This is a genomic window from Aeromonas sp. s3 (assembly GCF_040907805.1).
GTDB classification, from domain to species: Bacteria; Pseudomonadota; Gammaproteobacteria; order Enterobacterales; family Aeromonadaceae; genus Aeromonas; species Aeromonas dhakensis.
Genome location: NZ_JBFOCQ010000010.1, coordinates 45453 through 70832 on the forward strand (window position 1 = coordinate 45453; position 25380 = coordinate 70832).

At 62.1% G+C, this 25380-nt stretch carries 26 protein-coding genes and 1 pseudogene; 8 read left to right on the top strand and 19 right to left on the bottom strand.

All coding sequences use genetic code 11. The annotated features are described in order from the left end of the window. Positions 1–6 precede the first annotated feature (6 nt). Genes AB5Y98_RS05440 through AB5Y98_RS05455 form a run of 4 tightly spaced genes read right to left on the bottom strand, consistent with a single transcriptional unit; the run spans position 7 to position 1996 of the window. Positions 7–255, bottom strand: coding sequence for an acyl carrier protein (locus AB5Y98_RS05440; protein ID WP_011707160.1), 249 nt, complete (start codon positions 253–255; stop codon positions 7–9). A 3-nt stretch (positions 256–258) separates the two neighbouring features. Then, positions 259–525, bottom strand: coding sequence for a phosphopantetheine-binding protein (locus AB5Y98_RS05445; protein WP_005297932.1), 267 nt, complete (start codon positions 523–525; stop codon positions 259–261). 17 nt (positions 526–542) lie between these two features. Then, complete coding sequence (locus AB5Y98_RS05450) at positions 543–1301, bottom strand: lysophospholipid acyltransferase family protein (RefSeq protein ID WP_017781051.1); 759 nt, start codon at positions 1299–1301, stop codon at positions 543–545. Continuing rightward, the gene (locus tag AB5Y98_RS05455) at positions 1286–1996 is read right to left on the bottom strand and encodes a beta-ketoacyl synthase chain length factor (protein ID WP_368231480.1); all 711 of its coding nucleotides are present in this window, start codon (positions 1994–1996) and stop codon (positions 1286–1288) included. Before AB5Y98_RS05455 ends, AB5Y98_RS05450 begins: the two co-directional genes overlap by 16 nt. Positions 1997–2243: 247 nt before the next feature. Here AB5Y98_RS05455 and AB5Y98_RS05460 point away from each other — a divergent pair, with 247 nt between their 5' ends. The 3 genes from AB5Y98_RS05460 to AB5Y98_RS05470 are packed head-to-tail and all read left to right on the top strand — an operon-like array spanning position 2244 to position 3991. Continuing rightward, positions 2244–2636 (top strand): hypothetical protein, encoded by a 393-nt coding sequence (locus AB5Y98_RS05460; protein ID WP_019839469.1) that lies wholly within the window; start codon positions 2244–2246, stop codon positions 2634–2636. A gap of 18 nt (positions 2637–2654) precedes the next feature. Continuing rightward, entirely contained in the window at positions 2655–3731 is a 1077-nt protein-coding gene (locus tag AB5Y98_RS05465; protein ID WP_368231481.1) for a methyltransferase, read from the top strand. A gap of 44 nt (positions 3732–3775) precedes the next feature. Continuing rightward, the gene (locus AB5Y98_RS05470; protein ID WP_005297921.1) at positions 3776–3991 is read left to right on the top strand and encodes a hypothetical protein; all 216 of its coding nucleotides are present in this window, start codon (positions 3776–3778) and stop codon (positions 3989–3991) included. 47 nt (positions 3992–4038) lie between these two features. On the opposite strand, the gene AB5Y98_RS05475 is transcribed toward AB5Y98_RS05470, so the two are convergent. Both AB5Y98_RS05475 and AB5Y98_RS05480 read right to left on the bottom strand, forming a co-directional pair. Then, the gene (locus AB5Y98_RS05475) at positions 4039–4794 is read right to left on the bottom strand and encodes a DNA/RNA non-specific endonuclease (RefSeq protein WP_005297919.1); all 756 of its coding nucleotides are present in this window, start codon (positions 4792–4794) and stop codon (positions 4039–4041) included. Between the two features lie 242 nt (positions 4795–5036). Then, entirely contained in the window at positions 5037–6014 is a 978-nt protein-coding gene (locus AB5Y98_RS05480) for a cytochrome-c peroxidase (protein WP_117402370.1), read from the bottom strand. 449 nt (positions 6015–6463) lie between these two features. On the opposite strand from AB5Y98_RS05480, the gene AB5Y98_RS05485 reads away from it, so the two are divergent. Further along, the gene (locus AB5Y98_RS05485; protein WP_368231499.1) at positions 6464–7189 is read left to right on the top strand and encodes a carbonic anhydrase; all 726 of its coding nucleotides are present in this window, start codon (positions 6464–6466) and stop codon (positions 7187–7189) included. Between the two features lie 65 nt (positions 7190–7254). Here AB5Y98_RS05485 and AB5Y98_RS05490 read toward each other — a convergent pair whose 3' ends face one another. Both AB5Y98_RS05490 and AB5Y98_RS05495 read right to left on the bottom strand, forming a co-directional pair. After that, positions 7255–8163, bottom strand: a complete 909-nt coding sequence (locus AB5Y98_RS05490) for a pseudouridine-5'-phosphate glycosidase (protein WP_005297912.1) — start codon at positions 8161–8163, stop codon at positions 7255–7257. Beyond that, positions 8157–9248, bottom strand: a complete 1092-nt coding sequence (locus AB5Y98_RS05495; RefSeq protein WP_024941444.1) for a PfkB family carbohydrate kinase — start codon at positions 9246–9248, stop codon at positions 8157–8159. The genes AB5Y98_RS05490 and AB5Y98_RS05495 overlap by 7 nt, the downstream gene beginning before the upstream one ends. Before the next feature lie 197 nt (positions 9249–9445). On the opposite strand from AB5Y98_RS05495, the gene AB5Y98_RS05500 reads away from it, so the two are divergent. Together AB5Y98_RS05500 and AB5Y98_RS05505 are read left to right on the top strand one after the other, a co-directional pair. Continuing rightward, positions 9446–9949 (top strand): RNA methyltransferase, encoded by a 504-nt coding sequence (locus tag AB5Y98_RS05500; RefSeq protein ID WP_201988258.1) that lies wholly within the window; start codon positions 9446–9448, stop codon positions 9947–9949. Positions 9950–9971: 22 nt separating this feature from the next. Then, complete coding sequence (locus tag AB5Y98_RS05505; protein WP_095592118.1) at positions 9972–10079, top strand: RNA methyltransferase; 108 nt, start codon at positions 9972–9974, stop codon at positions 10077–10079. A 48-nt stretch (positions 10080–10127) separates the two neighbouring features. Here the strand turns inward: AB5Y98_RS05505 and AB5Y98_RS05510 are convergent, their stop codons facing one another. Further along, positions 10128–10871, bottom strand: coding sequence for a hypothetical protein (locus tag AB5Y98_RS05510; RefSeq protein WP_139431673.1), 744 nt, complete (start codon positions 10869–10871; stop codon positions 10128–10130). 210 nt (positions 10872–11081) lie between these two features. Between AB5Y98_RS05510 and AB5Y98_RS05515 the strand changes: the two genes are divergently transcribed. Next, a complete protein-coding gene (locus AB5Y98_RS05515) occupies positions 11082–11513 on the top strand; it encodes a universal stress protein (RefSeq protein ID WP_005297901.1) in 432 nt (143 codons plus the stop codon). Between the two features lie 63 nt (positions 11514–11576). Here the strand turns inward: AB5Y98_RS05515 and AB5Y98_RS05520 are convergent, their stop codons facing one another. The 6 genes and pseudogenes from AB5Y98_RS05520 to gpt all read right to left on the bottom strand — a co-directional run bounded on the left by AB5Y98_RS05520 (position 11577) and on the right by gpt (position 17288). After that, positions 11577–12212, bottom strand: coding sequence for a murein L,D-transpeptidase catalytic domain family protein (locus AB5Y98_RS05520; RefSeq protein ID WP_005297899.1), 636 nt, complete (start codon positions 12210–12212; stop codon positions 11577–11579). 154 nt (positions 12213–12366) lie between these two features. Next, a pseudogene (locus AB5Y98_RS05525) lies at positions 12367–13623 on the bottom strand (glutamate-5-semialdehyde dehydrogenase); the annotation flags it as partial. An 89-nt stretch (positions 13624–13712) separates the two neighbouring features. Continuing rightward, positions 13713–14816 (bottom strand): glutamate 5-kinase, encoded by a 1104-nt coding sequence (gene proB / locus AB5Y98_RS05530; RefSeq protein ID WP_368231482.1) that lies wholly within the window; start codon positions 14814–14816, stop codon positions 13713–13715. A 161-nt stretch (positions 14817–14977) separates the two neighbouring features. Then, positions 14978–15370, bottom strand: a complete 393-nt coding sequence (gene crl, locus AB5Y98_RS05535; RefSeq protein ID WP_054545465.1) for a sigma factor-binding protein Crl — start codon at positions 15368–15370, stop codon at positions 14978–14980. A gap of 61 nt (positions 15371–15431) precedes the next feature. Beyond that, entirely contained in the window at positions 15432–16700 is a 1269-nt protein-coding gene (gene frsA / locus AB5Y98_RS05540) for an esterase FrsA (protein ID WP_005297890.1), read from the bottom strand. A gap of 120 nt (positions 16701–16820) precedes the next feature. Continuing rightward, a complete protein-coding gene (gene gpt / locus AB5Y98_RS05545; protein WP_005297888.1) occupies positions 16821–17288 on the bottom strand; it encodes a xanthine phosphoribosyltransferase in 468 nt (155 codons plus the stop codon). Between the two features lie 916 nt (positions 17289–18204). Between gpt and AB5Y98_RS05550 the strand changes: the two genes are divergently transcribed. Next, complete coding sequence (locus tag AB5Y98_RS05550; protein ID WP_024941440.1) at positions 18205–19656, top strand: aminoacyl-histidine dipeptidase; 1452 nt, start codon at positions 18205–18207, stop codon at positions 19654–19656. Positions 19657–20354: 698 nt separating this feature from the next. Here AB5Y98_RS05550 and AB5Y98_RS05555 read toward each other — a convergent pair. From AB5Y98_RS05555 to AB5Y98_RS05570, 4 genes are all read right to left on the bottom strand, one after another. After that, on the bottom strand, positions 20355–21356 hold the full coding sequence (locus tag AB5Y98_RS05555) for an ABC transporter ATP-binding protein (RefSeq protein WP_017781039.1): 1002 nt from the start codon (positions 21354–21356) through the stop codon (positions 20355–20357). Beyond that, on the bottom strand, positions 21353–22411 hold the full coding sequence (locus AB5Y98_RS05560) for an ABC transporter ATP-binding protein (RefSeq protein ID WP_042007445.1): 1059 nt from the start codon (positions 22409–22411) through the stop codon (positions 21353–21355). Before AB5Y98_RS05560 ends, AB5Y98_RS05555 begins: the two co-directional genes overlap by 4 nt. Before the next feature lie 25 nt (positions 22412–22436). Continuing rightward, a complete protein-coding gene (locus AB5Y98_RS05565; protein WP_208201350.1) occupies positions 22437–24254 on the bottom strand; it encodes an extracellular solute-binding protein in 1818 nt (605 codons plus the stop codon). 82 nt (positions 24255–24336) lie between these two features. Next, positions 24337–25380: an ABC transporter permease subunit gene (locus AB5Y98_RS05570; protein ID WP_043170341.1), complete on the bottom strand. Its 1044-nt coding sequence runs from the start codon at positions 25378–25380 to the stop codon at positions 24337–24339.

The following is a 25380-nucleotide window of genomic DNA, read 5'->3' on the forward strand; positions in this document are numbered from 1 at the left end:
CCGGCATCAGGCGTCGGCCAGCAGACGCTCGACCGCATCCACCACGTCGTTGACGCTGCGCACCGACTTGAACTCCTCCGGCTTGATCTTCTTGCCGGTCAGCTTCTGCAGGTGCACCACCAGATCGATGGCGTCGATGCTGTCGAGCTCGAGATCCTGATAGAGGCGGGCCTCGGGGGTGATGGCCTCTTCGTCGACTTCGAACAGCTCGACGAGGGCGGCCTTGATCTGGGCAAAGATGTCGTCGCGGGTCATGGCTCAGGCCTCCCCTTTCGACTGGGCCTGCACCAGGGCCACCAGGGCCGCGACAGAGGCAAAGTGGCGACGGGTGTTCTCATCCTCGGCAGAGAGGACGATGCCGTAGCGGCCCTTGATGGCAAGGCCCAGCTCCAGCGCATCGATGGAGTCCAGCCCCAGGCCGTCACCAAACAGCGGTGCCTGGCTGTCGATGTCGTCAGGGGTGAGCCCCTCGAGGTTGAGGCTGTCGATGATGAGTTGTTTTATCTCTAGATGCAGGTCTTGCATAACTGTTCCATATGCTGTCATTGGGGCCCGGGTTGCAGGGCCCGGGTGAGAAACCGGGTCAACTGGCGAGCGGCCAGCGCACTGCTCTGGCCGGTGGCGACCACCTCGTCCGCCGCCACTTGCTGCAGGAATTCTATGGTGAAAGTCGGCTTATTTTCCGGGATCTTGAACCATTTGTCCTGCTTGGTGAGAAATCGGGTGCTGCAGTGGATCCGCACCAGTTGCAGCGGCACCTGGCTGCGCACCGCCAACTGGGCCGCGCCGCGCTGCAGCTTGATGGGTTCGCCCGGGGTGGTGCGGGTCCCTTCCGGGAAGATCAGCAGCAGGCCGCCGGCCCGGATCCGCGCCATGCACAGGGCCAGCAGATCCTCCCCCGCTACGTTGGGCAGGTAGTCGGCCGCCCGCACCACGCCGCCGATGAAGGGGTTGCGCCAGAGTGACTGCTTGACGATGCAGTCGCACACCGGCATCTCGGCCGCCAGCATGACGTAGTCGAGCAGACTGGGGTGATTGGCCACCACCAGGGCGCCACGCAAATCGGCGGGCATGCCACTGACGCGATAGTCGAGCACCCCCCAGCCGCGCAGCATGGCGAGAAACAGCCGGAAACTGTGGCGGATGGTGAGCTGGGCCAGGGTGCGCCGCCGCTCCCCGCGCAGACAGAGCGCCAGCAAGGGGAACCAGAAGAGGGTGAGCAGCAGGCCGCCCACCCCGAACAGGGTGAAGCCAAGGGCCGTGCCGATCAACCGCCAGGCCCGATTCAGCAACGCTGCCATCTCCACGCCTGACGGTCATCGCCGAGGATCAGGGTCGGCTCGCCTAGCAGCAGGGCGCGCCACAAGGCGAGGCTCTGGGGCAGCGGGCGGGCAGCGTCAACTGCGGGGCTAACTCCCTCGCAGCACCACTGCTCACCGCCCTCCAGCACCAGTCCCAGCGCATGGGGCGGCGCCTCTTCCGCCAGCCAGGGGCGATGAAATTCGGGTACCGGCCCCTCGAAGGCCACCAGCAGCACCTTGCGGGCACCGGCCTGCAGGGCGCCGACCGCTTCGGTCAGGCCTGCCATCAGGCTGTTCTCCCCCGCGGCCAGCGAGCTCATGGGAATGGCGGCCTTGCCCTGGATGGAGCAGAGCCCGGCGGCGGTGTTGTGGACCGACATGGAGAAATCGGTGGGGGAGAGCGCCTGCCCGTCCGCCAGCGCCTGCAGCAGCGCCATGGAACGGGCCAGCTCGCCGTGGCGGCTGACGAAGATGGCACTGTCTACCTGGTGGCGGGCCAGCAGACTCAACCCCACCTGCACCGCCAGCCGGGCGCCCTGGCTCAGGCGGCGCGCCATCATCATGGGCAGCAAGGGAGTGACGGGAAACGGCGGGTCGACGGGCCAGCGTCCCTGCTGCGCCCACGCCTGCCAGGCGTCCTCATCGGCCAGACCGGGTGACAGGGCCTGACTATCCAGCAGCGAGAAAGAGAGCATGTTGCAGGCGACCTGTCCTTAAAACCGTGGTGGGAGCGAAGAGCATAAAAGGCACTCACCCGACGGGCAGTGCCTGCGCCATGGTATTGAATGGCGTCATCAGGTGAATACCGGGCGGATAATACCATTATTCATCAAAAATAATAGCCAGCCCGGATTATCCACCGCCTTGGTGATTGAAAATAAACAATTTGTGTTGTCTCATTGCCACGCTCAATTGATAAATATCCTTCTCAAGGAAAATATTATGAAACTCATTAATAAAATATCCCTGCTGCTGGCCTGTGCCCTGCTGGCCGCCTGCTCCACCAGCCAGCCCATCCGCAATATGGCGGCCAATCCGGTGCCATCCAACCTCACCGAGGAGCAGGTTGCCAACGCCATTATTACGGCGGGTATCAGCAAGAGCTGGGTAATGCGCCAGGAGCAGCCGGGACTGATTCGGGGCCAGGTCAATGTGCGTCAGCATCAGGCGGTGATCAATATTCCCTATAGCGCTCGCGATTATTCCATCAATTATGTGAGCAGCGTCAATCTGGACGACAAAGGCAAGGGCAGCATCCACCGCAGTTATAACCGCTGGGTACTGGGTCTGAACCAGGCCATTCAGCTGGAACTCGCCCGCGCGCAGAGCCGCTGATCCGGCAGGAGCCCCCCCGTGAATCACTATCAGACAGACCCCTACAACGCGCTGGAAGCCATCAGCGAGGCCCAGAAAATCGCCTTCGGGCCCATGCTGTTTCAGGCCAGCTGGTGCCTGCGCGAAACCGGGGTGCTGGCCTATCTCGAGACCCGTGGCCAGCGGGGGGCAGCACTGGCCGACATCGCCCAGGCATGCGAGCTGAGTGAATACGGCGCCGGCGTGCTGCTGGACATGGGGCTCGGCGGCGGGCTCTGCTACCTGGCCGAGGAGCACTATGTGCTGGGGCGGGTCGGCAAATACCTGCTGAACGACACCATGAGCCGGGTCAATCTCGACTTCACCCAGCACGTCTGCTACCAGCCCCTCGCCCACCTGCTCGACGCCATCCGCAACGGCACGCCGGCCGGCCTGCAGGAGTTCGGCCCCTGGCAGACCCTCTATCCGCACCTGAGCGAGCTGCCCGAGCCTGCCCGCCGCAGCTGGTTCGCGTTCGATCACTTCTACTCCGACTGGGCCTTCCAGCAGGCCCAGGACAAGGTGTTCGGTTACGAGCCGCGCCACCTCTACGACCTGGGTGGCAACACCGGCAAGTGGGCCATCGCCTGCGCCAAGCGGGATCCGGCGCTGCGAGTCACCATCCTGGACTTGCCCGAGCAGCTGGCACTGGCTCGCCGCAACATCGAGGAGGCGGGGCTGACGGAGCGGGTACAGGGTCACCCGGTGGATCTGCTGCAGCCAGGCACCCTGCCCGGCGAGGCGGACATCTGGTGGATGAGCCAGTTCCTCGACTGCTTCAGTCACGAGCAAATCGTCGCCATCCTGAACCGGATCCGGCTGGCCATGAAGCCGGACGCCCGGGTCTGCATCCTGGAGCTGTTCTGGGACCGCCAATCCTTCGAAGCCGCCAGTTTCAGTCTCAACGCCACCTCCCTCTACTTCACCTGTCTGGCCAACGGCAACAGCCGCTTCTACCACTCCAAACAGCTTTACCAGTGCCTGCGCGAGGCCCACTTCCACGTGGAAGCCGAGCACGAGATCCCGGGCCCGGGCCACACCCTGCTGGTTGCCCGCCCGTTGCACACGAGGCCATAATGCCGCCATCGGCATAACGATGATGAAACGAGAAGGAGCACGGCATGAGGCGTGACTGCATGGCCCTGATGGCCCTCGGCCTGGTTCTGGGCAGCCTGCTCGGCGGCTGCGCCGACATCAAGGAGGCGGGCAGAACCGTGGGGCACACCACCCGCAATGTGACCCGCGAGATTGGCCACACCACCCGGGACGTGACCCGCGAGATAGGTCACGGCACCCGGGACACCGTCAAGAAGGTCGGTGATGAGCTGAGCAAATAGAAACAGGGGCCGACAGGCCCCTGTTTTCATCAGCGTCATGGGTGAACTCAGTTGCTCCACATGGCCATCAGCTGGGACTCCATGGCCTCTTCCTGCTCATCCGGCAGCTCGGCGAAGAAATCGAGCCCGGTCTGCTGCTCCACCTCATCCACCGTCACTATGTAATCCGCCAGCCGGCTAGCCGACACGTTCTCCTGCGGCAGGATGAAGGCGATCGCCTCCTGGTTGGCCACATCCATCACCACCCGGTAGTAGGCGTGGGGCACGGTCACACCGTTGCCGATGGAAGCATCGGAGTTGGTGAAGATGGGGCCGGTGATCACATAGACATCCTGATAGGCGATGGCCCACTGCCGGGTCTTCTCCTCCAGGATGCGCCAGGCCCCCTGGTTGAGCGCCGGCAGCTGCGGGGTCATGTTGGTCAGCAGGAAGCTCTGCTTCATGGTGGTGGCGGTGGAGCGCATGTCCGCCGCGGGCGCCTGGTGGCCACGGTCATAACCGGAGCCCTTGTAGTCGGCCAAAGTGGCGCGGAACTGCACCGGCACCTCCTTGTCCTCGGCAAAGGCATCCTTGCGCGGCACCTGACCCTGGGCGCTGGCGGCCGTCATCCGATAAGAGACCCAGTCAGAGACCTTGGTGTCGTAGTTGTAACCGGCGGCATAGCCGTCCCGGCACAGCAGTTGACTGGATTGGCTGGGCACCCCGAGCTTGACGTGATCCTTGCATTGGAAGCCCGCCGCCAGGCTCGGGAAGGTGGTGAGAGTGAATCCGATAGCCAGAACTAATTTATTGATATTATTCATTATTATGCCACTCCTTGTGTTAGGCGGAGTGATTTGACACCAGGTCGGATGAGTAAGGCAATCGAACGAATTGTGAGCGTGTCGGAAGTGTGAAGAGGGCTGCAAATCGGTAAAATCGCCGTCGCCAGCTGGGGGATTGTCATCCCTTTGTCATTGTGTAGTGCAGTAACTTCGAGAGGCTTATCAGATAGATAGGAACAAAAAAGCGGAGCCGGTGGCTCCGCTGCAATCATCACGCCCGCTCAGCTCTTGACCTGAGGCCTGGGGGTATCGGGCTGGGAGGGCGGCAGGATCGGCAACACGATCTGCGGCTGCTCGCCGGTCAGGCTCTTGAGGTAGGCGGTCATGTCGTCCGCCTCCTGCTCGCTCAGGGTCTGGCCGAGCTGGATGTCCGCCATGATCTGCACCGCCTCCTTCAGATCCCACACGGAGCCGTCGTGGAAGTAGGGGTAAGTCAGCTCGATGTTGCGCAGGGTCGGCACCTTGAACCAGCCGATGAACTGCTTCTCGCCGGTCACCCCACCGCGTCCCTGGGCCGGGTTGTCGGTCTTGAACGGCTTGACCAGCCCCATCTTCTGGTAGGAGTTGCCGCCGATGGCCACCCCGTTGTGGCAGGCAGTGCAGCCCTTCTCCTTGAACAGCTGATAGCCCTTCAGCTGCTGCGCGGTCAGCGCCTTGGCATCCCCCTTCAGCCAGCGATCGAACGGCGCATCGGGGGTGACCAAGGTCTCCTCGAAGGCGGCGATGGCATCGGTCACCTCGTCGATGCCGAAGTCCGCCTTGCCGTACACGGCGCTGAAGCGGGCCCGGTACTCGGGCAGGGTGTGCAGGGTCTCCACCGCCAGCTTGTGGCTGAAGGCCATCTCCAGCGGGTTCTCGATGGGGCCCGCTGCCTGCGCCTGCAGATCCTTGGCGCGCCCATCCCAGAACTGCACGAAGTTGAGGCTGGAGTTGAGCACGGTGGGCGAGTTGATCGGCCCCTCCTTCCACTTGTGGCCGAGGGAACTGACCTGGTTGTCTACCCCGCCGGTCGCCAGGTTGTGGCAGGAGTTGCAGGAGATGGCGTTGGATTTCGAGAGCCGCGGCTCGAAAAACAGCATCTTGCCCAACTCGACTTTTTCCGGTGCACTCACCTTGGCTGCTTCCACTGCCTGGATAGGCTCGTTCGCCCACCCCATCCCTGGCAGGCCCAGCGCCAGCAACAGACAATATTTATTCATTGTTTCTCTCTCCCTTGTGACTGTGCATAACAGCAGCCTCAGCCTGCCCGGGAAAGCCTGTGCATTATTTGCTCAAGATCAAATGGGACCAACAAAAACCACATTTAAAACAATGAATTAGTTTATTACGGACGGAATAATGGCGGGGACTTGCGCGGCAAAAAAGAGCTGAATTCTGATGAGTGAATTATGAACAAATTCATCGGCGATGACAGCCAATTAATTAGATTGCTGTCATTGAATAAAGCGATTATTCAATATGCAGGCGTGACCGCCCATTATTTAGATTCATATTAAATGCATCATAAATATCATCGGCGCTCACCCAGCCAATAATAACAATAGCGTCTGACCTTCTGTATCCCGCAATTCAGATGATGCCTTCCGTTATTTCCTCGTCAGTGCAGGAAACGGATCGCCGTGCTTTTCAATCAAGATAAGGATGCATGATGAAAGAGTCCCTGTTGGCCGCCACCCTGTTGCTCTGCCCCGCCGCTTTTGCCGCCACCCCGCACTGGGAATACAGCGGCGAGGCCGGCCCGGCAAAATGGGCCAGCCTGACCCCGGAATTTGGCCAGTGCGCGGGCCGCAACCAGTCGCCGGTCAACCTCTCTGGTCTGGTCAAGGCCGAGCTGGCTCCGCTGCAGTTCCACTACCTGGCGGGGGGCCACAGCGTCACCAACAACGGCCACACGGTGCAGGTCGACTATGCCCCGGGCAGCAGCCTTGAACTCGACGGCATGCACTTCGAGCTCAAGCAGTTCCACTTCCACGCCCCCAGCGAAAACCTCATCGAAGGCAAGTCCTATCCGCTGGAGGGGCACCTGGTCCATGCCAATGACCAGGGGGAGCTGGCGGTGGTGGCGGTGATGTTCGAGCCGGGCAAGGCCAATGGGGCCCTGAGCCAGGTCTGGCAATCCTTGCCAGCCAAGGCGGGGGAGCAGCACGCGCTCAAGGAGCCGGTCTCGGCGGAGCAGTTGCTGCCCGCCAAACGCGACTACTACCGCTTCAGCGGGTCCCTGACCACCCCGCCCTGCTCGGAAGGGGTGCGCTGGCTGGTGATGAAGGAGCCGGTACAGGTAAGCCAGGCCCAGATCGACGCCTTCAAGGCGGTGATGCACCACCCCAACAACCGCCCTGTGCAGCCACTGCACGGTCGGCTGGTGCTGCAGTGACAGAGCAGCCGATCTGACAATAAAAAGAGGGCCAGTCGGCCCTCTTTTTCATTCGTCGCATCGCATTACAAGCTGGCGGCGATGCGCGCCCCCAGCGCCGCGTTGTTCAGCACCAGCTGGATGTTGGCCGCCAGGGAGTTGCCGCCGGTCAGCTCGCACACCCGGGCCAGCAGGAAGGGGGTGGACGCCTTGCCCTTCACTCCCTGCTCGTCCGCCTCCCGCAGTGCCTGGGCAATGGCTGCGTCGATGTCGGCCTTTGGCATAGCAAACTGGGCCGGGATGGGGTTCGCCACCACGGCGCCACCGGCCAGCCCCAACTCCCACTTGAGGCGCAGCGCCTCGGCGATGGCCGCCGGGCTCTCGAGGCGGTAATCCACCTTGAAGCCGCTCTCACGGGTGTAGAAGGCGGGCAGCTCTTCGGTCTGGTAGCCGATCACCGGCACGCCCTGAGTCTCCAGGTACTCCAGGGTCAGGCCGATGTCGAGGATCGACTTGGCACCGGCGCAGACCACGGCCACCGGGGTCTGGGCGAACTCCTGCAGGTCGGCGGAGATGTCAAAGGTCTCCTGGGCGCCGCGGTGCACGCCGCCAATACCGCCGGTGGCGAACACCCGGATCCCGGCCATGGCGGCAATGATCATGGTGGAGGCAACCGTGGTGGCCCCCAGACCCTTGTTGGCCAGCACGAAGGGGATGTCGCGGCGGCTGCACTTGGTGGCGGCGTGGCCGGCCCGGCCCAGCGCCTCCAGCGCCCCCTCATCCAGACCCACCTTGAGGCGGCCATCGATGATGGCGATGGTGGCCGGCACGGCGCCGTTGTCCCGCACCACCTGCTCCACCTGGCGCGCCGTCTCCACGTTCTGCGGATAGGGCATGCCGTGGGAGATGATGGTGGACTCCAGGGCCACCACAGGCTTGCCGGCGGCCAGGGCTTCGGCGACGACCGGTTGGATATCGAGGTAAGCGTTCAACATGGGTACTCCTCCAGCATGCGTTCAACGGCGGCCTTGGATAGGCCGGAAAATACGGTATCGGGACAATTGACGGTAAGGGCGGCGCAGCCGAGGGCGAAACGGGTGGTCTCGACGATGTCCTGCTCCTGCAACCAGGCGTGGGCCAGCCCTGCCATGAAGGCATCGCCGCCGCCGGTCACGTTGACGACCGGGCTGCCGAGCACGGACAGATGGCCCTGGCACTCCCCGTCGCTATAAAAGATCCCCTGATCGCCGAGGCTCAGGAACAGCCGCTGCACCCCGGCGCGGTGGAACCAGGCCGCCGCCATGGGCCAGGTGTCGGGCCCGGCGATGCGCAAGCCGCACAGCTGCTCCGCCTCGCTGCGGTTCGGTTTGAGGGTGTGGATGCGGTGCAGCCAGGGGCGGATCTTCTCCACCTTGGCCACCGAGACGGTGTCCACAAAGATGGTGTGCTCCCCCTGACGCTCGAACAGCCAGTCGAGGGTGTGGGTGGCGAGGTTGGTGTCGAGCAGCCAGAGCCGGGCTGCCCCGAGGAATCCGCTCAGGGGGGCGAGCCGGGCCGGCGTGAGCTGGTCGATGATCCCCATGTCGTTGACGGCGCAGCTCATTTCGCCGCTGCCATCGTGCAGACTGAGGTAACAGGAGGTGGCCTGACCGTCCAGCACCAGCACCTGGCGCACGTCGACGCCGGCGCGCTGGCTCACCTCCAGCAGGTGGTGGCCGTACTGATCGTTGCCCACCGCGGTCAGCAGCCGGGTGTCGGTACCGAGCCGCGCCAGGTTTTCGGCAATGTTGCGCCCCACCCCACCGGCGGAGGTGCGCACCCGGCCCGGGTTGGAGTCGCCGATGCGCAGGTTGTCGTGGCTGCAGCCGCAGATATCCATGTTGGCACCGCCGATCACCACGGCGTAGGGGCCCTCCCGCAGCACATAACCACGCCCCTGCACATAGCCCTGACGCATCAGGCTGGAAATGTGGCTCGCCAGCGCCGAACGGCTGATGCCGAGCCTGTCCGCCAGCTCCTGCTGGGCAATCATGGGATCCTGGCGCAGCAGGGCGAGGATCTCTTGCTCACGTTCTGTCATAGACAAACATCCAGTTACAAACGTTTGTCCATTATTTCCGAAAAACGTTTGCCCGCCATCGCCTCGTGCAAAAATTGTCGGCTTGCGCACAAAAACTCGACGATGGGAAGCAAGCGAATCTCGGCCTCTACCTGTTACTTTTTCTGCGTTTGCCGGCGGGCACGGCTTATAATGCGGCCGCCACAGAGGAGATCAGCATGAAAGAGTCAGACCACGAATGCCTGCCACCACAGGGGGATGAGTCAGCACCGCATGGCGACGCAGGCTATTGCTGCATCGGGCTGGTCAACCCCAAGTCACCGGAGAACGTGGGAGCCGTGATGCGGGCCGCCGGCTGCTATGGGGCGGATGAGGTCTACTACACAGGGACCCGCTTCGAGCTGGCGCGCCGTTTCGTCACCGACACCAAGCAGATGGTGGAACAGATCCCCCTGCTCGGTGTCGACGATCTGATGGCCATGGTGCCGGCCGGCTGCACACCTGTGCTGGTGGATCTGATCGAGGGGGCGACCTCGCTGCCGGACTACGTCCACCCCGAGCGCGCCTTCTACATCTTCGGCCCCGAAGACGGCACCCTGGAGCCGGCCCGCTTCAAAGCGGTGAAAGAGGTGATCTACGTACCGACCCGGGGCTGCATGAATCTGGCGGCCTCGGTCAACGTGATCCTCTACGACCGGCTGGCCAAGCAGTTGAGGCGCTGATGATAAAGACGAGCAACAGGAGGTGATCTGCGTGGCCATACCCAAGGGCTGCATCAATCTGGCCGCCTCGGTCAACGTCATTCTCTATGACCCACTGGCCAAGCAGGTGCGCGGCAACTCGGCAAGCTGACAGAAAAGTTCCTGAACAGGTAACCAGCCCTCCCCGACGCGGGACGTTTTAGTTGCCAGGCTTTAGCCGCCGCTCCTGCTCTTCGATAAAACCGCGGTAGTAGTCGTGCAACCGATAGCGTCGGTAGATTTCGGCCAGGGTGCCGTGCCGCACCAGGTTGACCATGCCCTGATCCCAGAGCTGCTGCAGGGTGCGACCCTTCTCGGTATCGGCAAAGATGGGGTAGGTCGGGATCCAGCGCAGGAAGGTACGATGCATGTTGGCAGGAATGGAGTCCTCCGAGTAGAGCACCCCGGCGGTCAGATAGTAACGGTAGCGCTCCTTGGCCAGCAGTTGCAGCGCCATGTCGTGGCTGTCTATCTCGTGCCAGCGCATGGAGACCGGGATGTACTTGTCAAAGGCCCAGCCCCGCAGCCACACCACCCCCTGCCCCTTGAGGCTCGACTCGCCCAGCCACTGGGGCTGCCACTTCTTGAGCATCAGCACCGTCAGGTCATCGGCCGAGGCGGGATAACGGGGTTGCAGCACGCCACTCACCTCATCCCGGTAAACCCCCATCGCCATGTCGCCCCCCTGCTGGGCGATCACCGCCAGCGCCCGCTTGTAGGGCACGATGCGGGGGATGACCTCGTAGCCGTTGGGCTGGTAGATGGCGCGCACTATGTCCAGATAGATGCCACGCCCATCCCGCTGGCAAAAACCCGGCCAGTCATCGCAATAGACATTGAGGGGATCGGCCCGACCGGGCCAGCAGAGCAGCAGCAATACCCATGAAAGCAGCAAACGAACCATGTCTTGACTATTTCTCCGGAGGCGAACGCTGTCACCCATCGAGCCGGCCTATCTGGCAAGGGTGCACAGGCCATATCCCATGATATGAAGATCCGTCGGCAAAGCACCACTTTTTACCGGTTTTGCGAGCGAGTCGAGAGTTATTGCCGACCGAATGGGTATTATTGACAATGAGATTCATTAGTAACCCAACCATAGGGGAGCCTTCATATGCCATCCATCAAAACCCTGCTCTGCCCGGTCGATTTTTCCCAGATGTCGCAAGCCGTGCTCGACTATGCCGTATTCATGGCCCAGAGCCATCAGGCCGAACTCAAACTGGTTCACGTGGTGGACCAGCTGCACGGCTTCGACAGCTACAAGATCCTGCACATGACCGCCATCGAGATCACCCACGAGATGGAGCGCCAGGCCAAGAGCCAGATGAAGGAGCTGATCGCCAGCCTGCCCATTCCGGCCACCTTCGAGGTACGCTTCGGCCGCGCCGCCGACGAGATCGTCGTGCAGGCCAAAGAAGAAAAGGCCGATCTGGTGGTGATGGGCAGCCACGGCCGCTCCGGCATCAGCCACCTGCTGGTGGGCAGCGTCGCCGAATCCGTGGTCCGTCACGCCCCCTGCCCCGTGCTGGTGGTGCGCAAGTAATCCATCACCCGAAACAAAAAGGCCAGCATATGCTGGCCTTCTTTTTTGGCTCTAAGGCAGGCCTCAGCCGTGGGCGTAGATGACGCTGCCCCCCTTGATGATGTCGATGATGGCCCTGGATTGCTCCTTGGGCAGCGCCGGGCAACCCCAGCTGCGCCCCAGCTTGTCATATTTGAGCAGATGACGGGGGCTCGCATAGTCGGCGCCGTGCACGACGATGGCCCGCTTGCGGGCATTGCTGTTCTGGCCCGGGCTCAGGCCGTCGAGGCGCAGCGAATAGCCGTGCTTGCCCTGATAGGTTTCGGCGGTGCGATAGACCCCGAGCGAACTCTTCATGGAGTTGAACTGGTTGGAAAACTGGCGGGCGTCCCGCTCACCCGAATTGCGGCCATGGCTGACCCAGGTGTGATAGAGCAGCTTGTGGCGTTTCACGTCGATGACGAACAAGCGGCGCTGAGTTGAGGGTTTGCTGTAGTCGATGATGGTGAGAATGGGTTTGCGCTTGTGGCGCACGCTCTGGTAACTGTTGAGGGCCTTGCGAAACACCTGTTTGTCGAGCTTGCCGGCCAGCCCCAGCTGGCGATAGAGATCCTGATCCCAGCTGGCGTGGCTGCTGCTGCTGAAACAGAGCGCCCCCAGCAACAGTGGCACGCTCAGCCACAGCGCTCCCCAGCGCTTTATCCAATCTGTCTGCTTCATCCTTGAATCTGCTCCCGTTTTTGTTGCTAGCAAAGTGTGCAAATTATCGCCACACCTTGCTGGATAGTTATATGCAAGCCCCTGATAGCCCGCAAGAAAAAAGCAAAAAAATGCCGACCAAGGTCGGCATTTTCACACAGGGCAAAACGGGGGCTCAGGCGCGGCTCAGATAATCCGCCAATCCCACCCATTTGTAGCTGGTGAGCTCGGTCAGCCCCATGGGGCCACGAGCGTGCAGCATCTGGGTCGATACCGCCACCTCGGCGCCGAGACCAAACTGGCCGCCATCGGTGAAACGGGTGGAGGCGTTAACGTAGACAGCCGCCGAACCGGCGCCGTTGACGAAACGCTCGGCATTGGCCAGATCGTTGGTGAGGATGGCATCGGAGTGACCGGCATTGTGCTCGCGCATATGGGCCAGCGCCTCGTTCACATCCGCCACCAGCTTGATCCCCAGGGTCAGCGAGAGCCACTCGGTATCGAAGTCTTCCGGGCCGGCGGCACGCAGGCTGTCGGCGCCCGCCAGCATCGGCATGGCCTCCGGCGTGGCCACCAGGGCCACCTTGCGCTCGTTCATTAAGCCAACCAGTTGCGGCAACAGGGTCGGCGCCACCTTCTCGTGCACCAGCAGGGTGTCGAGGGCGTTGCAGGCGGAGGGGCGCTGCACCTTGGCGTTGTCGATGAGGGGCAAGGCCCGGGCCAGGTCGGCGCTCTCGTCCACGAAGATGTGGCTGATGCCGAATCCGCCGATGATGACCGGAATGGAACTGTTCTCCTTGCACATCTTGTGCAGACCCGCGCCACCGCGGGGGATGATCATGTCCACGTAGCGGTCGAGGCGCAGCAGCTCGCCCACCAGGGCCCGGTCCGGGTTGTCGATATATTGCACCGCCGCCTCGGGCAGGCCGGAGGCCGCCAGCGCGCGCTGGATCACCCGCACCAGCTCCAGGTTGGAGTGGAAGGTCTCGCGGCCGCCGCGCAGTATGCTGGCGTTGCCGGTCTTGAGGCAGAGGCTGGCGATGTCGATGGTGACGTTGGGGCGCGCCTCGTAGATGACGCCGATGACGCCGATGGGCACCCGGCGGCGGGAGAGACGCAGGCCGTTCTCCAGCACCCGGCTGTCGATTTCGGCCCCGACCGGATCATCCAGGGTGATCACCTTGCGCACGTCCGCCACGATACCGGCCAGTCGGGCCGGGTTGAGCAATAGCCGATCCAGCATGGCCTCGGAGAGGCCCGCCTCGCGCCCGGCGGCGATGTCTTTCTCGTTGGCGGCCAGGATCTGGTGGCTGCGCGCCTCCAGCTCGTCGGCGATGGCGGCCAGCGCCCGGTTCTTCTGCGCCGTGCTGACGGTGGCCAGCTGATAGGCGGCTTCACGGGCTGCCTGCCCCATTTTCTCCAGACTCATCTCTCTTCCCTTTGGTTCTTGCGGGGCCGCCTGATGGCGGCGCCTCTCTTATCCTGGTGTGCCGCTGCCCATGCTCTGCAGCGGCTGACGCCTCACAGCAGCACCATGTCGTCGCGGTGGATCGCAACGGCGCCGTAGCCGTAGCCCAGCACCTGTTCGATGTTGTCCGAATGGACGCCGCGCAGTTTATCCAGCTCCAGATGATTGTAACGGCAGATGCCGCGCGCCAGCTCGGCCCCCTTGGGATCGAGAATGCGCACCACATCGCCACGCACGAAATCCCCCTTCACCGCCACTATGCCCTTGGGCAGCAGGCTGGAGCCCTTCTCCTGCATGGCGGCGACAGCCCCCTGGTCCACCTGCACCTCGCCGTGAGGGGGCGGCCCTGCCAGGATCCAGCTCTTGCGTCCTTCCAGCGGAGAAGCCAGCGCCGGGAACAGGGTGCCGATGCGCTCGCCCCTGGCGAGGCGCCCCACCACCTCCGGCATCTGGCCGGTAGCGATCACCACGTTGACCCCGGCGCGGCGCGCCACGTCGGCCGCCTGCAGCTTGGTGGCCATGCCGCCGGTGCCGAGCCCGCTGACGCTGTCACCCGCCAGCTTGCGCAGGGTGTCGTCTATGGTCTGTACCTCTTCGATGAGCTGGGCATCCGGATTGGTGCGCGGATCGGCGGTGAAGAGCCCCTTCTGGTCGGTAAGCAGGATCAGCAGATCCGCATCGGCTAGGATGGCGGCGCGAGCGGAGAGGTTGTCGTTGTCACCCACCTTGATCTCGGCGGTGGCCACGGCGTCGTTTTCGTTGATGACCGGGATGATGCGGTGATCCAGCAGGGTGCGCAGGGTGTCGCGGGCATTGAGGTAGCGCTCCCTGTCCTCCAGATCGGCTCTGGTCAGCAGCATCTGGCCGATGTGCAGCCCATAGAGGTTGAACAGATCCTGCCAGACCCGGATCAGCTGGGTCTGGCCCACCGCCGCCAGCATCTGTTTGTTGGGCAGGGTTGGCGCCAACGGAGGGTGGCCCAGATGCTCACGGCCGGCGGCGATGGCCCCCGAAGTGACCATCACGACCCTGTGGCCGTGACGGTGCAAGGCTGCACACTGTCTGACCAGCTCGACCATGTGGGCACAATTGAGCTGGGAAGATCCCCCGGTGAGCACGCTGGTGCCCAGTTTGACGACTATGGTTCTGTTTTCCATGGGAGCAAAAAGGCTGAAATGTAAGGAATCCCTTTATACCCACGGCCCTGTTGCCCTGCAAGGCAATTAACGCCGCCCGGCAGGCGGGAAATCGGGATGGCCGGCAGCACGGCAAAGAAATGCCCCGCCAGCCGATGGGTGGCTGGCGGGGCGGCGGGTCATCAGGCGGCGGTGACGGTCAGCTCGTTGGTGACCTGCTCGGCGGGAGCGAGCTGGCAACCAAGCTGGTGCAGCTTGTCGTTGATGAGCTTGTAGAAGTGGTTGAGGGTGCGTTCGACTTCCACCTGATGCTTCTTGGGCAACGGCTTGTCGAGCCACTCCCCGTCTGCATTGTAGAAGCCGACCTGATAGTGGTAGCTGAAGCTGTGATCGTCTTGCTCCAGCACCAGCCACCAGCCCCAGAACTCCCGTTTGTCCGGTGCCGGCTTGGCACTGACACAGACGGAAAGGCAGTCGAAACGGTAACGCCCCTCTTCACACAGGTCCTCACGTAAATAGGGGCCAATCGCGGCAAACTGCCTCAGCAGTCGCTTGTAGGTCACTCTTTCTGACATGTTAACCTCCCTGTTGAACAAGCCACGTCACCCTGGGATGACGATAAATTTTAGCGCTATATCATGTACATAAGTGCTTCTTGAGCCAGTCGACCATCTCTTTCAACGCCTCGTCGTACACCTCCAGCAAGGGTTGTTTGTCGAACACCACCGCCTTGCCGTTGCGGCTGGCGGAGGCCAATGCCCGTACATCCTGCTCGGGACAAATGAAATCTCGCTTGTGTCCAATACTCAATATCGGCACGGAAGTGCGAGTCCCCAGCAATCCTTGCGTCTTGAGTGAAAATACCTGGCACTTGGTGCGCAGCGACTCCCACTCGGCCGCATCGGCGCCGAGGCGGTTGGCCAGCCCGTCCCGCATCATGCGCGGGCAGCGGGCGAACATCTCATGATTGGTAAACACCTGGTTGACGCCGGCACCGATGCAGACCACGGTCCGCAGCTTGAATGGCTCGATGAAGGCGAGGCGCGCCGCCACATTGCCCGCCAGACGGAATCCCACCATGGCGATGCGCTGGTGATCGACCCAGGCCACCTCGGAGAGATGGTTCAAGACCGCCTGGTGGAGCCGGCTGGTGTCCTGCACCAGCGGCCAGTGCTCGGCATAACCGATGCCCGGCATGTCCAGCGACAGCATGCCGATGCCGTTGGGCTCCAGGCACTTGAGATAGAGATTGAGGAAATCGACCTGCAGCGAGTCGATGCCGCCGCTGACGATGACCAGGGGTACCGGCTTGTCGGTGGTCGGCAAATGCAGATAGCCCTGAATGTGCTTGCCGCGAAACGGCACCTGGAGCTCCTTGAGCGGCACCTTGAACAGGCGGCCCGCCTCGCGGTAGGCCATGTTGCCGAGCAACTGGGCCTGATCCGCCAGCTCGTCATTCTTCAGGTGGGGATAACTGGCAATGGAGTAGTAACGCACCGCCTTGAGCAGGCTTTTCAGGGCTGCGCCCCGCTCGCCCTGTGCCACCAACTCGCGACCCCGGTTGAAGTAGCGGCCGGCCAGCTGGCTCCACTCATAGACCCAGTTGCCGGGCACATAACCCTTGATGGTGTCGAGGAAGCGCTCGTGGGTACGCTCGCCCTCGCCCATGGCGATGCGGGCCAGAGTCTGCTCCACCTCGACCGGATCCGCCCCCTGCCAGGCCCAGGTCGGCCGGCGCAGCAGACGATACCAGCGCGTTGACATGGAACCGTCGATGAAGCTCTCGTCCACATTGTGATCCTGCTCCTCCACCGGGCTGGAGTTGGAGACTTCGGAGGTCTCCAGCACCTTCTTGACCCGGGTAAAGAGCTGCTCGGTCAGGTTGAGGTCGTCGTTCAAGTCCAAAGCTGTTACTCATTTCTGTCATGCAATGGCTCCATCTTAACCACTTTTGCCGCCGGGCAGCCAGTTGCACCACAAAAAAACAGGGCCCCATACAGGGGCCCTTTGCAGCAGCTTTGCGGCTTACTCTTCGTCGCAGATGGGGGTGGCGAACTCCAGCGCCATGTCCCACGGCTGTTCGATCCAGGTGTCCTGCGGGATGGCCACTTCGAAATCATCCAGCAGCGGCTCGCCCATGGGCTTGGCGAAGATGGCGATGAATTTGGCCTTGGGGTAAAGCTCGCGGATCACCTTGGCAGTGGTGCCAGTGTCCACCAGATCTTCCACCACCAGCCAACCTTCGCCGTCACCCGCGGTGCTGGCGGCTTTCACCACCACCAGATCGCGCTGGTTGTTGTGGTCGTAGCTGGAGATGCAGAGGGTTTCGACGTTGCGGATGCCAAGTTCACGGGCCATCAGCGCCGCCGGAACCAGGCCACCACGGCTGACCGCGATGATCCCTTTCCACTGGCTGACAGGCAGTTGACGACGGGCCAGACGGCGCGCTTCACGTTGCAGGTTGTCCCACGACACATAAAACTTTTTCGGCATACTATCGATCTCAACGAGTTATAAAAACAATCACTTAAGACTTTAAACCCCGTGCCGACGCACGTGATTTCGTTAATACTGACGGCCCTTTTCCCCAAATTCGGCTTGCACCGCGGCCGCCTCGGGAGAAGACCCTCGGCAGCGAAAACAGATGCAATGGAAGCAGGATGGGCAGAGCTGGCGGTCATGTCACAGAGGGGGCAGGACCGCAGACAGGCTGTTGGGCGGGCATGATACCATCGTTTGCGGATAAATTGACTGGCAAACGTATGCGAAATGCAGGAAAAAAATCGAAGCAAGTCCGGCTGACTCCCTCTTTGCCCTCTCCCCGGCGGGGTTTGCCGAGCAACAGATAAAAAAATAGCAGGGGGAGGATGGAGTCCTCACTCGCCTGCTGTTTTCGATCTGCCTGTCAGCCCGGCCGGCACCTGCCTTAACGGCGGTTGGCGTAGGGGTTCGGGTAGCTGAAGCCCTGGGTATAAAGAGACTGGGCGAACCAATAGGTTGAATTGCTGCCTGACATAATAAACTCCTGATTGCTTAACAAGTTACGTACCTTTATGCGGGTTCAGATCCTTGAACGGACACTCGGTTCCATGGAGGCGCACTTGCTTTGCTTCGGTTCCCTGGAGGCATTCATCGTCATCCTGACGGGTGGCGAACCACGGTCGTTAATTTACCAGTCGGCGCCATAAACTCAATATTTTTGTGATGTGAATCACAAAAAATCTTTTGTGCTGGCTCATTTTGCCCCCATCGGAGCAGTTCGCTGCCAATCCCCCACTTGCCAGCACAAGCTGCCCGCAATTTGCGCTGATCGCTCACATTTTTGTGTGATTGACTGTATTATCGTTATCCTCTTCCTCGCCCCGCTGCCGGGGCTCTGTCATTTTCCGTGCTGGTAAGGAGTCCCGACGTGGCACAGCTTAGCTCTCTCTCTCCCAAACTGATTTGGCACTTCTTCGAACAGATCTGCTCCATCCCCCACCCCTCCAAGCACGAAGCCCAGCTGAGCGCCTGGATCATGCAGTGGGCCGAAGGGGAAGGGCTGGCGGTCAAGCAAGATGCCGTCGGCAACATCATCATCAAGAAACCGGCCACGCCGGGGATGGAAAACCGCAAGGCGGTGGTGCTGCAGGCCCACATCGACATGGTGCCCCAGGCCAACGCCGACACCCAGCACGACTTCACCAAGGATCCCATCGATGCCTACATCGACGGTGAATGGGTCACCGCCCGCGGCACTACCCTGGGTGCCGACAACGGCATGGGCATGGCCGGCTGCCTGGCCGTGCTGGCCGACAAGAGCATCAAGCACGGTCCGCTGGAGGTGCTGCTGACTACCGACGAAGAGACCGGCATGACCGGCGCCTTCGGTCTGGAAGCGGGCTGGCTGGAGGGCGAGATCCTGCTCAACACCGACTCAGAAGAGGATGGCGAGGTCTACATGGGCTGCGCCGGCGGGGTGGATGCCAATATCCGCTTCCCGCTGGAGCAGGTTGCCGCCACTGAAGGCGAAGGTTTCGAGCTGCAGGTAAAAGGGTTGCGCGGCGGTCACTCCGGGGTCGACATCCATCGCGGCCGCGGCAACGCCAACAAGCTGCTGGTGCGTCTGCTCAAGGCCGCCGAGCCGCTGGGCCTGCGTCTGGCCGAGATCCACGGCGGCACCCTGCGCAACGCCATCCCGCGCGAGGCCCGTGCCAAGCTGCTGGTACCCGCCGCCAGCGTCAATGAATTCAAGGCCCTGGTCGACCGTTACACCGGCATCTACCAGAGCGAGCTGGCTGCCACCGAAGCCAACCTGACCGTGCTGCTCACCGCCCAGGAGAAACCTGCCCAGCTGATGAGCGAGTCCCTGCAGGCCCGCCTGCTGGACTCCCTGATGGCCTGCCCGAACGGGGTGATCCGCATGAGCGATGCCATCCCGGGCGTGACCGAGACCTCCACCAACCTGGGTGTCATCAAGACCCAGGATGGCGAAGTGTACGTACAGTGCCTGATCCGCTCCCTCATCGACTCCGGTCGCGAGAGCGTCGAGCAGATGACCCGCTCCCTGTTCAATCTGGCTGGCGCCAGCTGCGAGTTTACCGGCGCCTACCCGGGCTGGGCACCGAACGTGGACTCCCCGGTAATGGCCTTGGTACGGAGCAGCTACCAGACCCTGTTCGGCGAGATGCCGAACGTCATGGTGATCCACGCCGGCCTCGAGTGCGGTCTGTTCAAGAGCGCCTACCCGGAGTGGGACATGGTCTCCTTCGGCCCGACCATCCGCGGCGCCCACGCGCCGGGCGAGAAGGTACACATTCCGGCGGTCGAGCGCTTCTGGCAGCTGCTGGTTCACGTGCTGGAACAGATCCCGGCCAAATAAGCCCGCAGGTCAAGGCCGACCGGCCACACCACATACCCCGCCAGGTGCGGGGTATTTTTTTGCCTGCGCCCACCAGCCTTTGGCGTGCTTCCCCTAGAAACCGCCAGACAGATCTGCAGCTTTGCTGCTCTGCCCCATCTCCCACTCACCCAGGCCTGTCAGCCTGGCCATCAGCACCGCAACCTGAGTGCCTGCTGAAACCGTCTCCATAAGCAGCGCTGGATTTGAAAACCCTTTCCATGATTTATGTAAATTTACAACACAAAAAGTTGATCCAGCTCACATAAGGCCATAAGATCAAAGCGTGACCCAGGTCACAGATAACAAGTCAACGACAGAGCGATGAGGTGAAAATATGTTTGAGAATCTGGCAGTACTGTTCCACCTGAAGGGTGTAACCAGCAAGAAAGGCGTGGCAGAGAAAGATACCTATGCACCGTCAACCCGCAACTACTACTTCCGTTATGGCGCCTGATACCACCAGCGGCCAATTTCGTGAAAGAGTTACCGGGCATTTAAGTAGTAAAATTACAAACAACAGCAATCCACACAGCAGCCATCCCCTCTCGGGGCGCTGTCCTGCCCTGGCCAGATGTTCCACGGCCAAACCTGAACTCCAACCATGAAGATGGGGCCCGCAGGCCCCATTTTTTATTCCTTGTTTCCCGTGCCATCTTGCTGCGATGCGGGCACCGGCATCATACCGCCTTTCCCAGGGGGATCGCCTCGGCCAGCGGCAACGGCGTGTGGCAGGCCACCTGGTGACCGGCCCCGTCGCACGACTGCAGACTCGGTGACTGGGTGCGGCACAGCTCGCCGGCATAGGGGCAGCGCTGGTGAAAGTGGCAACCGCTCGGCGGCGAGATGGGGGATGGCACATCACCGGTCAGCAAGATGCGCTGGCTGCGCCGACGCGGATCCGGCACCGGAATGGCCGAGATGAGCGCCTGGGTATAGGGGTGACGCGGCGCCAGATAGAGCGACTGCGCCTCGGCCAGCTCGACGATCCGGCCCAAATACATGACCGCAATCCGATCCGAGATGTGCTTGACCACCGACAGGTCGTGGGCGATGAAGATGATGGCGAGGTTCATCTCCCGCTGCAGGGTGAGCAGCAGGTTGACTATTTGGGACTGCACCGACACATCCAGCGCCGACACCGCCTCGTCACAGACCAGCAGCTTGGGCTTGAGGGCGATGGCCCGGGCGATGCCGATGCGCTGGCGCTGGCCGCCCGAAAACTCATGGGGATAGCGATCCACCGCGCTGCCAGGCAGCCCCACCTTCTCCAGCAGCTCCTGTACCCAGACCCGCCGCTGTTCGGCGTTGCCCTTGCCGTGGATGACGAAGGGCTCCTCCAGGATCTGCCCCACCGTGTGGCGGCTGTTGAGGGATTCTGCAGGATCCTGAAACACGATCTGCATCTCCTGGCGCAGGGAGCGCATCTCCTTGGGCGAGAGGTGGGTGATGTCACGCCCCTCGAAGGTGATGGTGCCGGCGGTCGGTTCGAACAGCTTGAGCAGGGTGCGCCCCAGGGTCGACTTGCCGCAGCCGGACTCGCCCACCAGCCCCAGCGTCTCCCCCTGCTTGAGATCGAAGCTGATGCCGTCCACCGCGTAGACGTGGTACTTCTTGCGCAACAAGCCGCCGCCCAGCTGGAAGTGCTGCTTCACGTCGCGCACCGATAAAAGCGTCTTCATACGGCTAGCTCCCTCCAGTGGTGGCAGGCCACCCCGTGCCGCTCGGCGAGCTGCTCGGTGGCCGGAATGGCCCTCACGCAGATCTCGGTGGCATGGGGACAACGGTTGGAGAAACGGCACCCGGCGGGCATCTCGTGCAGGGCGGGCACCTGCCCCTTGATGGTCTTGAGCAGGCTCTTGGGCTCATCCTCGAGCCGCGGGATCGAGCTCATCAGACCATGAGTATAGGGATGGCGCGGGTGGTCAAACAGCTCGAACACGTCGGCCTGCTCCACCGCCCGGCCCGCATACATCACCACCACCTCGTCACACAGCTCCGCCACCACCCCGAGATCGTGGGTGATGAAGATGATGGCCATGCCGGTCTGGGCCTGCAGCTCCTTCATCAGTTCCAGGATCTGGGCCTGGATGGTGACATCGAGCGCCGTGGTCGGCTCGTCGCAGATGAGCAACGCCGGCTCGCAGGCGAGCGCCATGGCGATCATCACCCGCTGGCGCATGCCGCCGGAGAGGTTGTGGGGATAGACGGCAAAGCGCTGGGCGGGCTCGGGGATCCCCACCTTCTGCAGCATGGCGATGGCCGCCTCCCTGCGCTGGGCCTTGTTGTAGTCGGGACGGTGGAGGCGGAACACCTCCATCAGCTGATCGCCGACCGTCTGCACCGGGTTGAGTGCCGTCATCGGCTCCTGAAAGATCATCGAGATGCGGTTGCCGCGCACCTTGTACATCTGATCCGGTGACAGCGCGAGCAGATCCTCCCCCTGAAAACGGATGGAACCCGCCACCACCTGACCATGGGGCTTGGGCAGCAGCCCCATGATGGCGAGCGAGGTGACGCTCTTGCCGCAGCCGGACTCGCCGACCACCCCCAGGGTCTGGCCGGGGGCAACCTGGAAGCTGACCCCGTCGAGCACCTTGATCTTGCCGTCGTCGACGGCAAATTCCACCTCGAGATCGCGCACCTCAAGAATCGGGGCCTTGCTCTGGCCATCATCCACGCCGAGCTGCCTCCCATGATCCCGGGCGCCCGGGTGGGGAGCCTGTGTGTTGGGCATGACTGCTGCTCCCTTCTGCGCCATATCAGTGACGTGCATAGGTCTTGTCGAGCAGGTTGATGGGCGCCAGCGCCTCCCCTGCCTCCTTGGCTTTCAGGGTCTCTTCCTTCACCTTGGGATCGAGCCAGAGCAGACCGCCACTGCTGTGGGGGTAGCCGTCCATGGGCCAGTAGAGCAGATCCGGCGTGTTCTTGGTGGCGGGCACCTCGGGCAGCATCACGTAACGCCAGCTGCTGGCTCGCACGTAGTTGAGCTGGACTCCGGGCACGAAGATGGCCAAGTCATAGATGCGCTGCTGGATCTGGCGAGAGAGCTCGGCCCGCTTGGCCATGTCGAACTCGACGTTGTAGGCGTCGATCAGCGCGTCGAGCTGTTTGTCGGCCACGTTGAACAGGTTGTTGGTCTGCGGCTTGTTGGCGTTGGCGGAGTGGAACGACTCCCAATACTGTGGATAGAGACCGCCGCCGGCCCAGCCCATCCAGGCCGCCTCGTGTTTCTTCTCCAGCATTGCCTTGAAGCCGGTGGCGCCGTCCACCAGGTTGAGCTCCAGATCCAGCCCCGCCTTCTTGGCCTCTTCCTTGAGCACGGTCAACCGCTTGGAGTGCTCTTGGCTGGTGTAGGTGAGCGCCAGGGTCAGTCGCTCACCCTTGTCGTTCTGCAGGATGCCGTCCGGCCCCGGCTTGCTGTAGCCCGCCTTGGCAAAGTAGTCGCGCGCCTTGCTGATGTCATAGGCCCGCTCCGGCAGCTGCATGTCGGTGAACTCGCCAAAACCCGAGCCGAAGGTGGTGGCTCTGTCGTAGTCGCCACGCAGCACCGTCTTGATCATCTTGTCGATGTTGAGGGCATGCTGAATGCCGAGCCGCACGTTGATGTCCGCCAGCTTGGGAGTGGCGATATTGAGATGCAGCCCTTGCCCGCCCTGCTTGGTGTCGGTCATGGCCATCACCTTCTGCACGTATCCCTGCTTGTACTCGGGAGTGACCGCTTTTTCATGCCACCAGTTGGGCAGGATCATCTCGAAGGTATCCAGCTCCCCTTTCAGGAAGTGACGGAAGGCGATGTTGTGATCGCGGATCACCTGCACCTTGATGGTGTCGAGGTTGAACCTGTGCTGGTTGTAGCGATAGTTCTGGGCCCACCACCCCTTCTGCTTGCTGAAGGTGATGGACTTGCCCTTCTTCACGTCGGTCATCACGTAAGGGCCTGTGGTGGGCACCACGGCCCAGTTGTACTGCTTCACCCAGTTGGGGGTCAGCTTGTAGTAGTGCTTGGGCTGAGGCCACAGCTCGGTGGTGTTGAGCAGATCCAGTTTGGCCTTGCGAGTACCCGCCTTGACCAGGATGGTGTGGTCGTCAATCTTCTCCACCGCCACCACCTCGGTGGTGTAGTAGTTGTTGAACCAGGGCCCCTTGATGTCTTTGGAACGCATCATTTCGTAGCCGAAGGTGTAGTCATCGGCGACCACCGGCTTGCCGTCGGACCACTTGGCCTGCGGATCCAGCTTGAAGTAGACGGTCTGGTTGTCCGGCGCGATGGCCCAGTGGGTCGCCAGCGCAGGGATGGGGTTGCCGGTATTGGGATGGAAGCTGATGAGCCTCAGCTGGTTGTCCATGATGAAGGAGCGGAACGCGCCGTTGGAGTCCGGTCCCACGGTACGAAACGTCAGCGGAAAGCTGTCTACAAACATGGTGATGCTGCCGCCGGGCAGCGCCTTGGGCGAGGCGAACACGGGGTCGGTGTCGTTGGTTTCCCACTTGAGATCCGCAGGCAGGCTGGCCGCCCACACCCAGGTCCCGTTCACCAACAAGAATAGAGCACCTATCCATTTGATTTTATTGTTCATGTTTGACTTCCTGGTCATACCCCTGCACTGGGGGTTTATCAATTTAAGGGTGAGCGACCCGGCGCCTTGAGTGCGCCACAGGTCACTGATAACGGGTAAATTTGCGCGGATCGAACGCCTCGCGGATCGCCTCGCCGATGAAGGAGACCATGATCAGCACCAGACTCACCGCCGCCACCACCGAGCTCACGATCCAGATGGCATCCAGGTTGTTGATCCCCTGGGAGAGCAGCTCCCCCCAGCTCGGGGTGGGCGGGGCCAGGCCAAAGCCCAGATAGTCCAGCGCCGTCAGGGTGGAGATGTTGCCCACCACGGCAAACGGCGCCAGGGTGACGATCATCATCAGGGTATTGGGCAGAATGTGGTTGAAGATGATCCGCCCGGTACCGGCCCCCTGGGCCCGCGCCGCCATCACGTAGTCCCGCGCCCGCTCCTTGTAGGTGAGGGTGCGCATGTACCAGGTGATGCCCATCCAGCCGAACAATACGTTGATGGCCACGAACAGGCCGAAATTGGGCTTGGCCAGCGACACCAGGATCATGATGACGTAGAGAAACGGCACCTGGGACCAGATCTCGATGAAGCGCTGCAGCACCAGGTCAAAGCGTCCGCCGAGAAAGCCCATCATGCAGCCGATGGTGACGCCGATGGCGTAGCTGGCCACCAGCGCGATGAAGGCAAAGCCGATGGCGATGCGAAAGCCGTAGACCAGCCGCGCCAGCACGTCGCGGCCGCTGGTGTCGGTGCCGAGCAGGTGGCGCTCGGCCAGGCTCGGCGCATAGGGTGGGTAGGCGTCCTGCTTGAAGTCCTGCTCATAGGGATTCCAGGGCACAGGTGGCAGCAGCACCCAGTTCCCCTTGCCCTCTGCGGAAAATTTGTCTTGGAGCTGGCGGTAATTGGTCTCGTACTCGTAATCGAGCCCGAACTGCTGACCCGGGATCACGTCGCCATAGGTGGGAAAATATAGCTCCCCCTGATAGCTCACCATCAGTGCCCGGCTGTTGACCAAGAGCTCCGCCAGCAGGGAGAGCAGCACCAGGGTGGTGAAGATGATAAAGGAGTAGTAGCCGCGTTTTATCGATTTGAAACGCTTGAGTTTTTTCAGCGTTACCGGATTCAGGTTCAT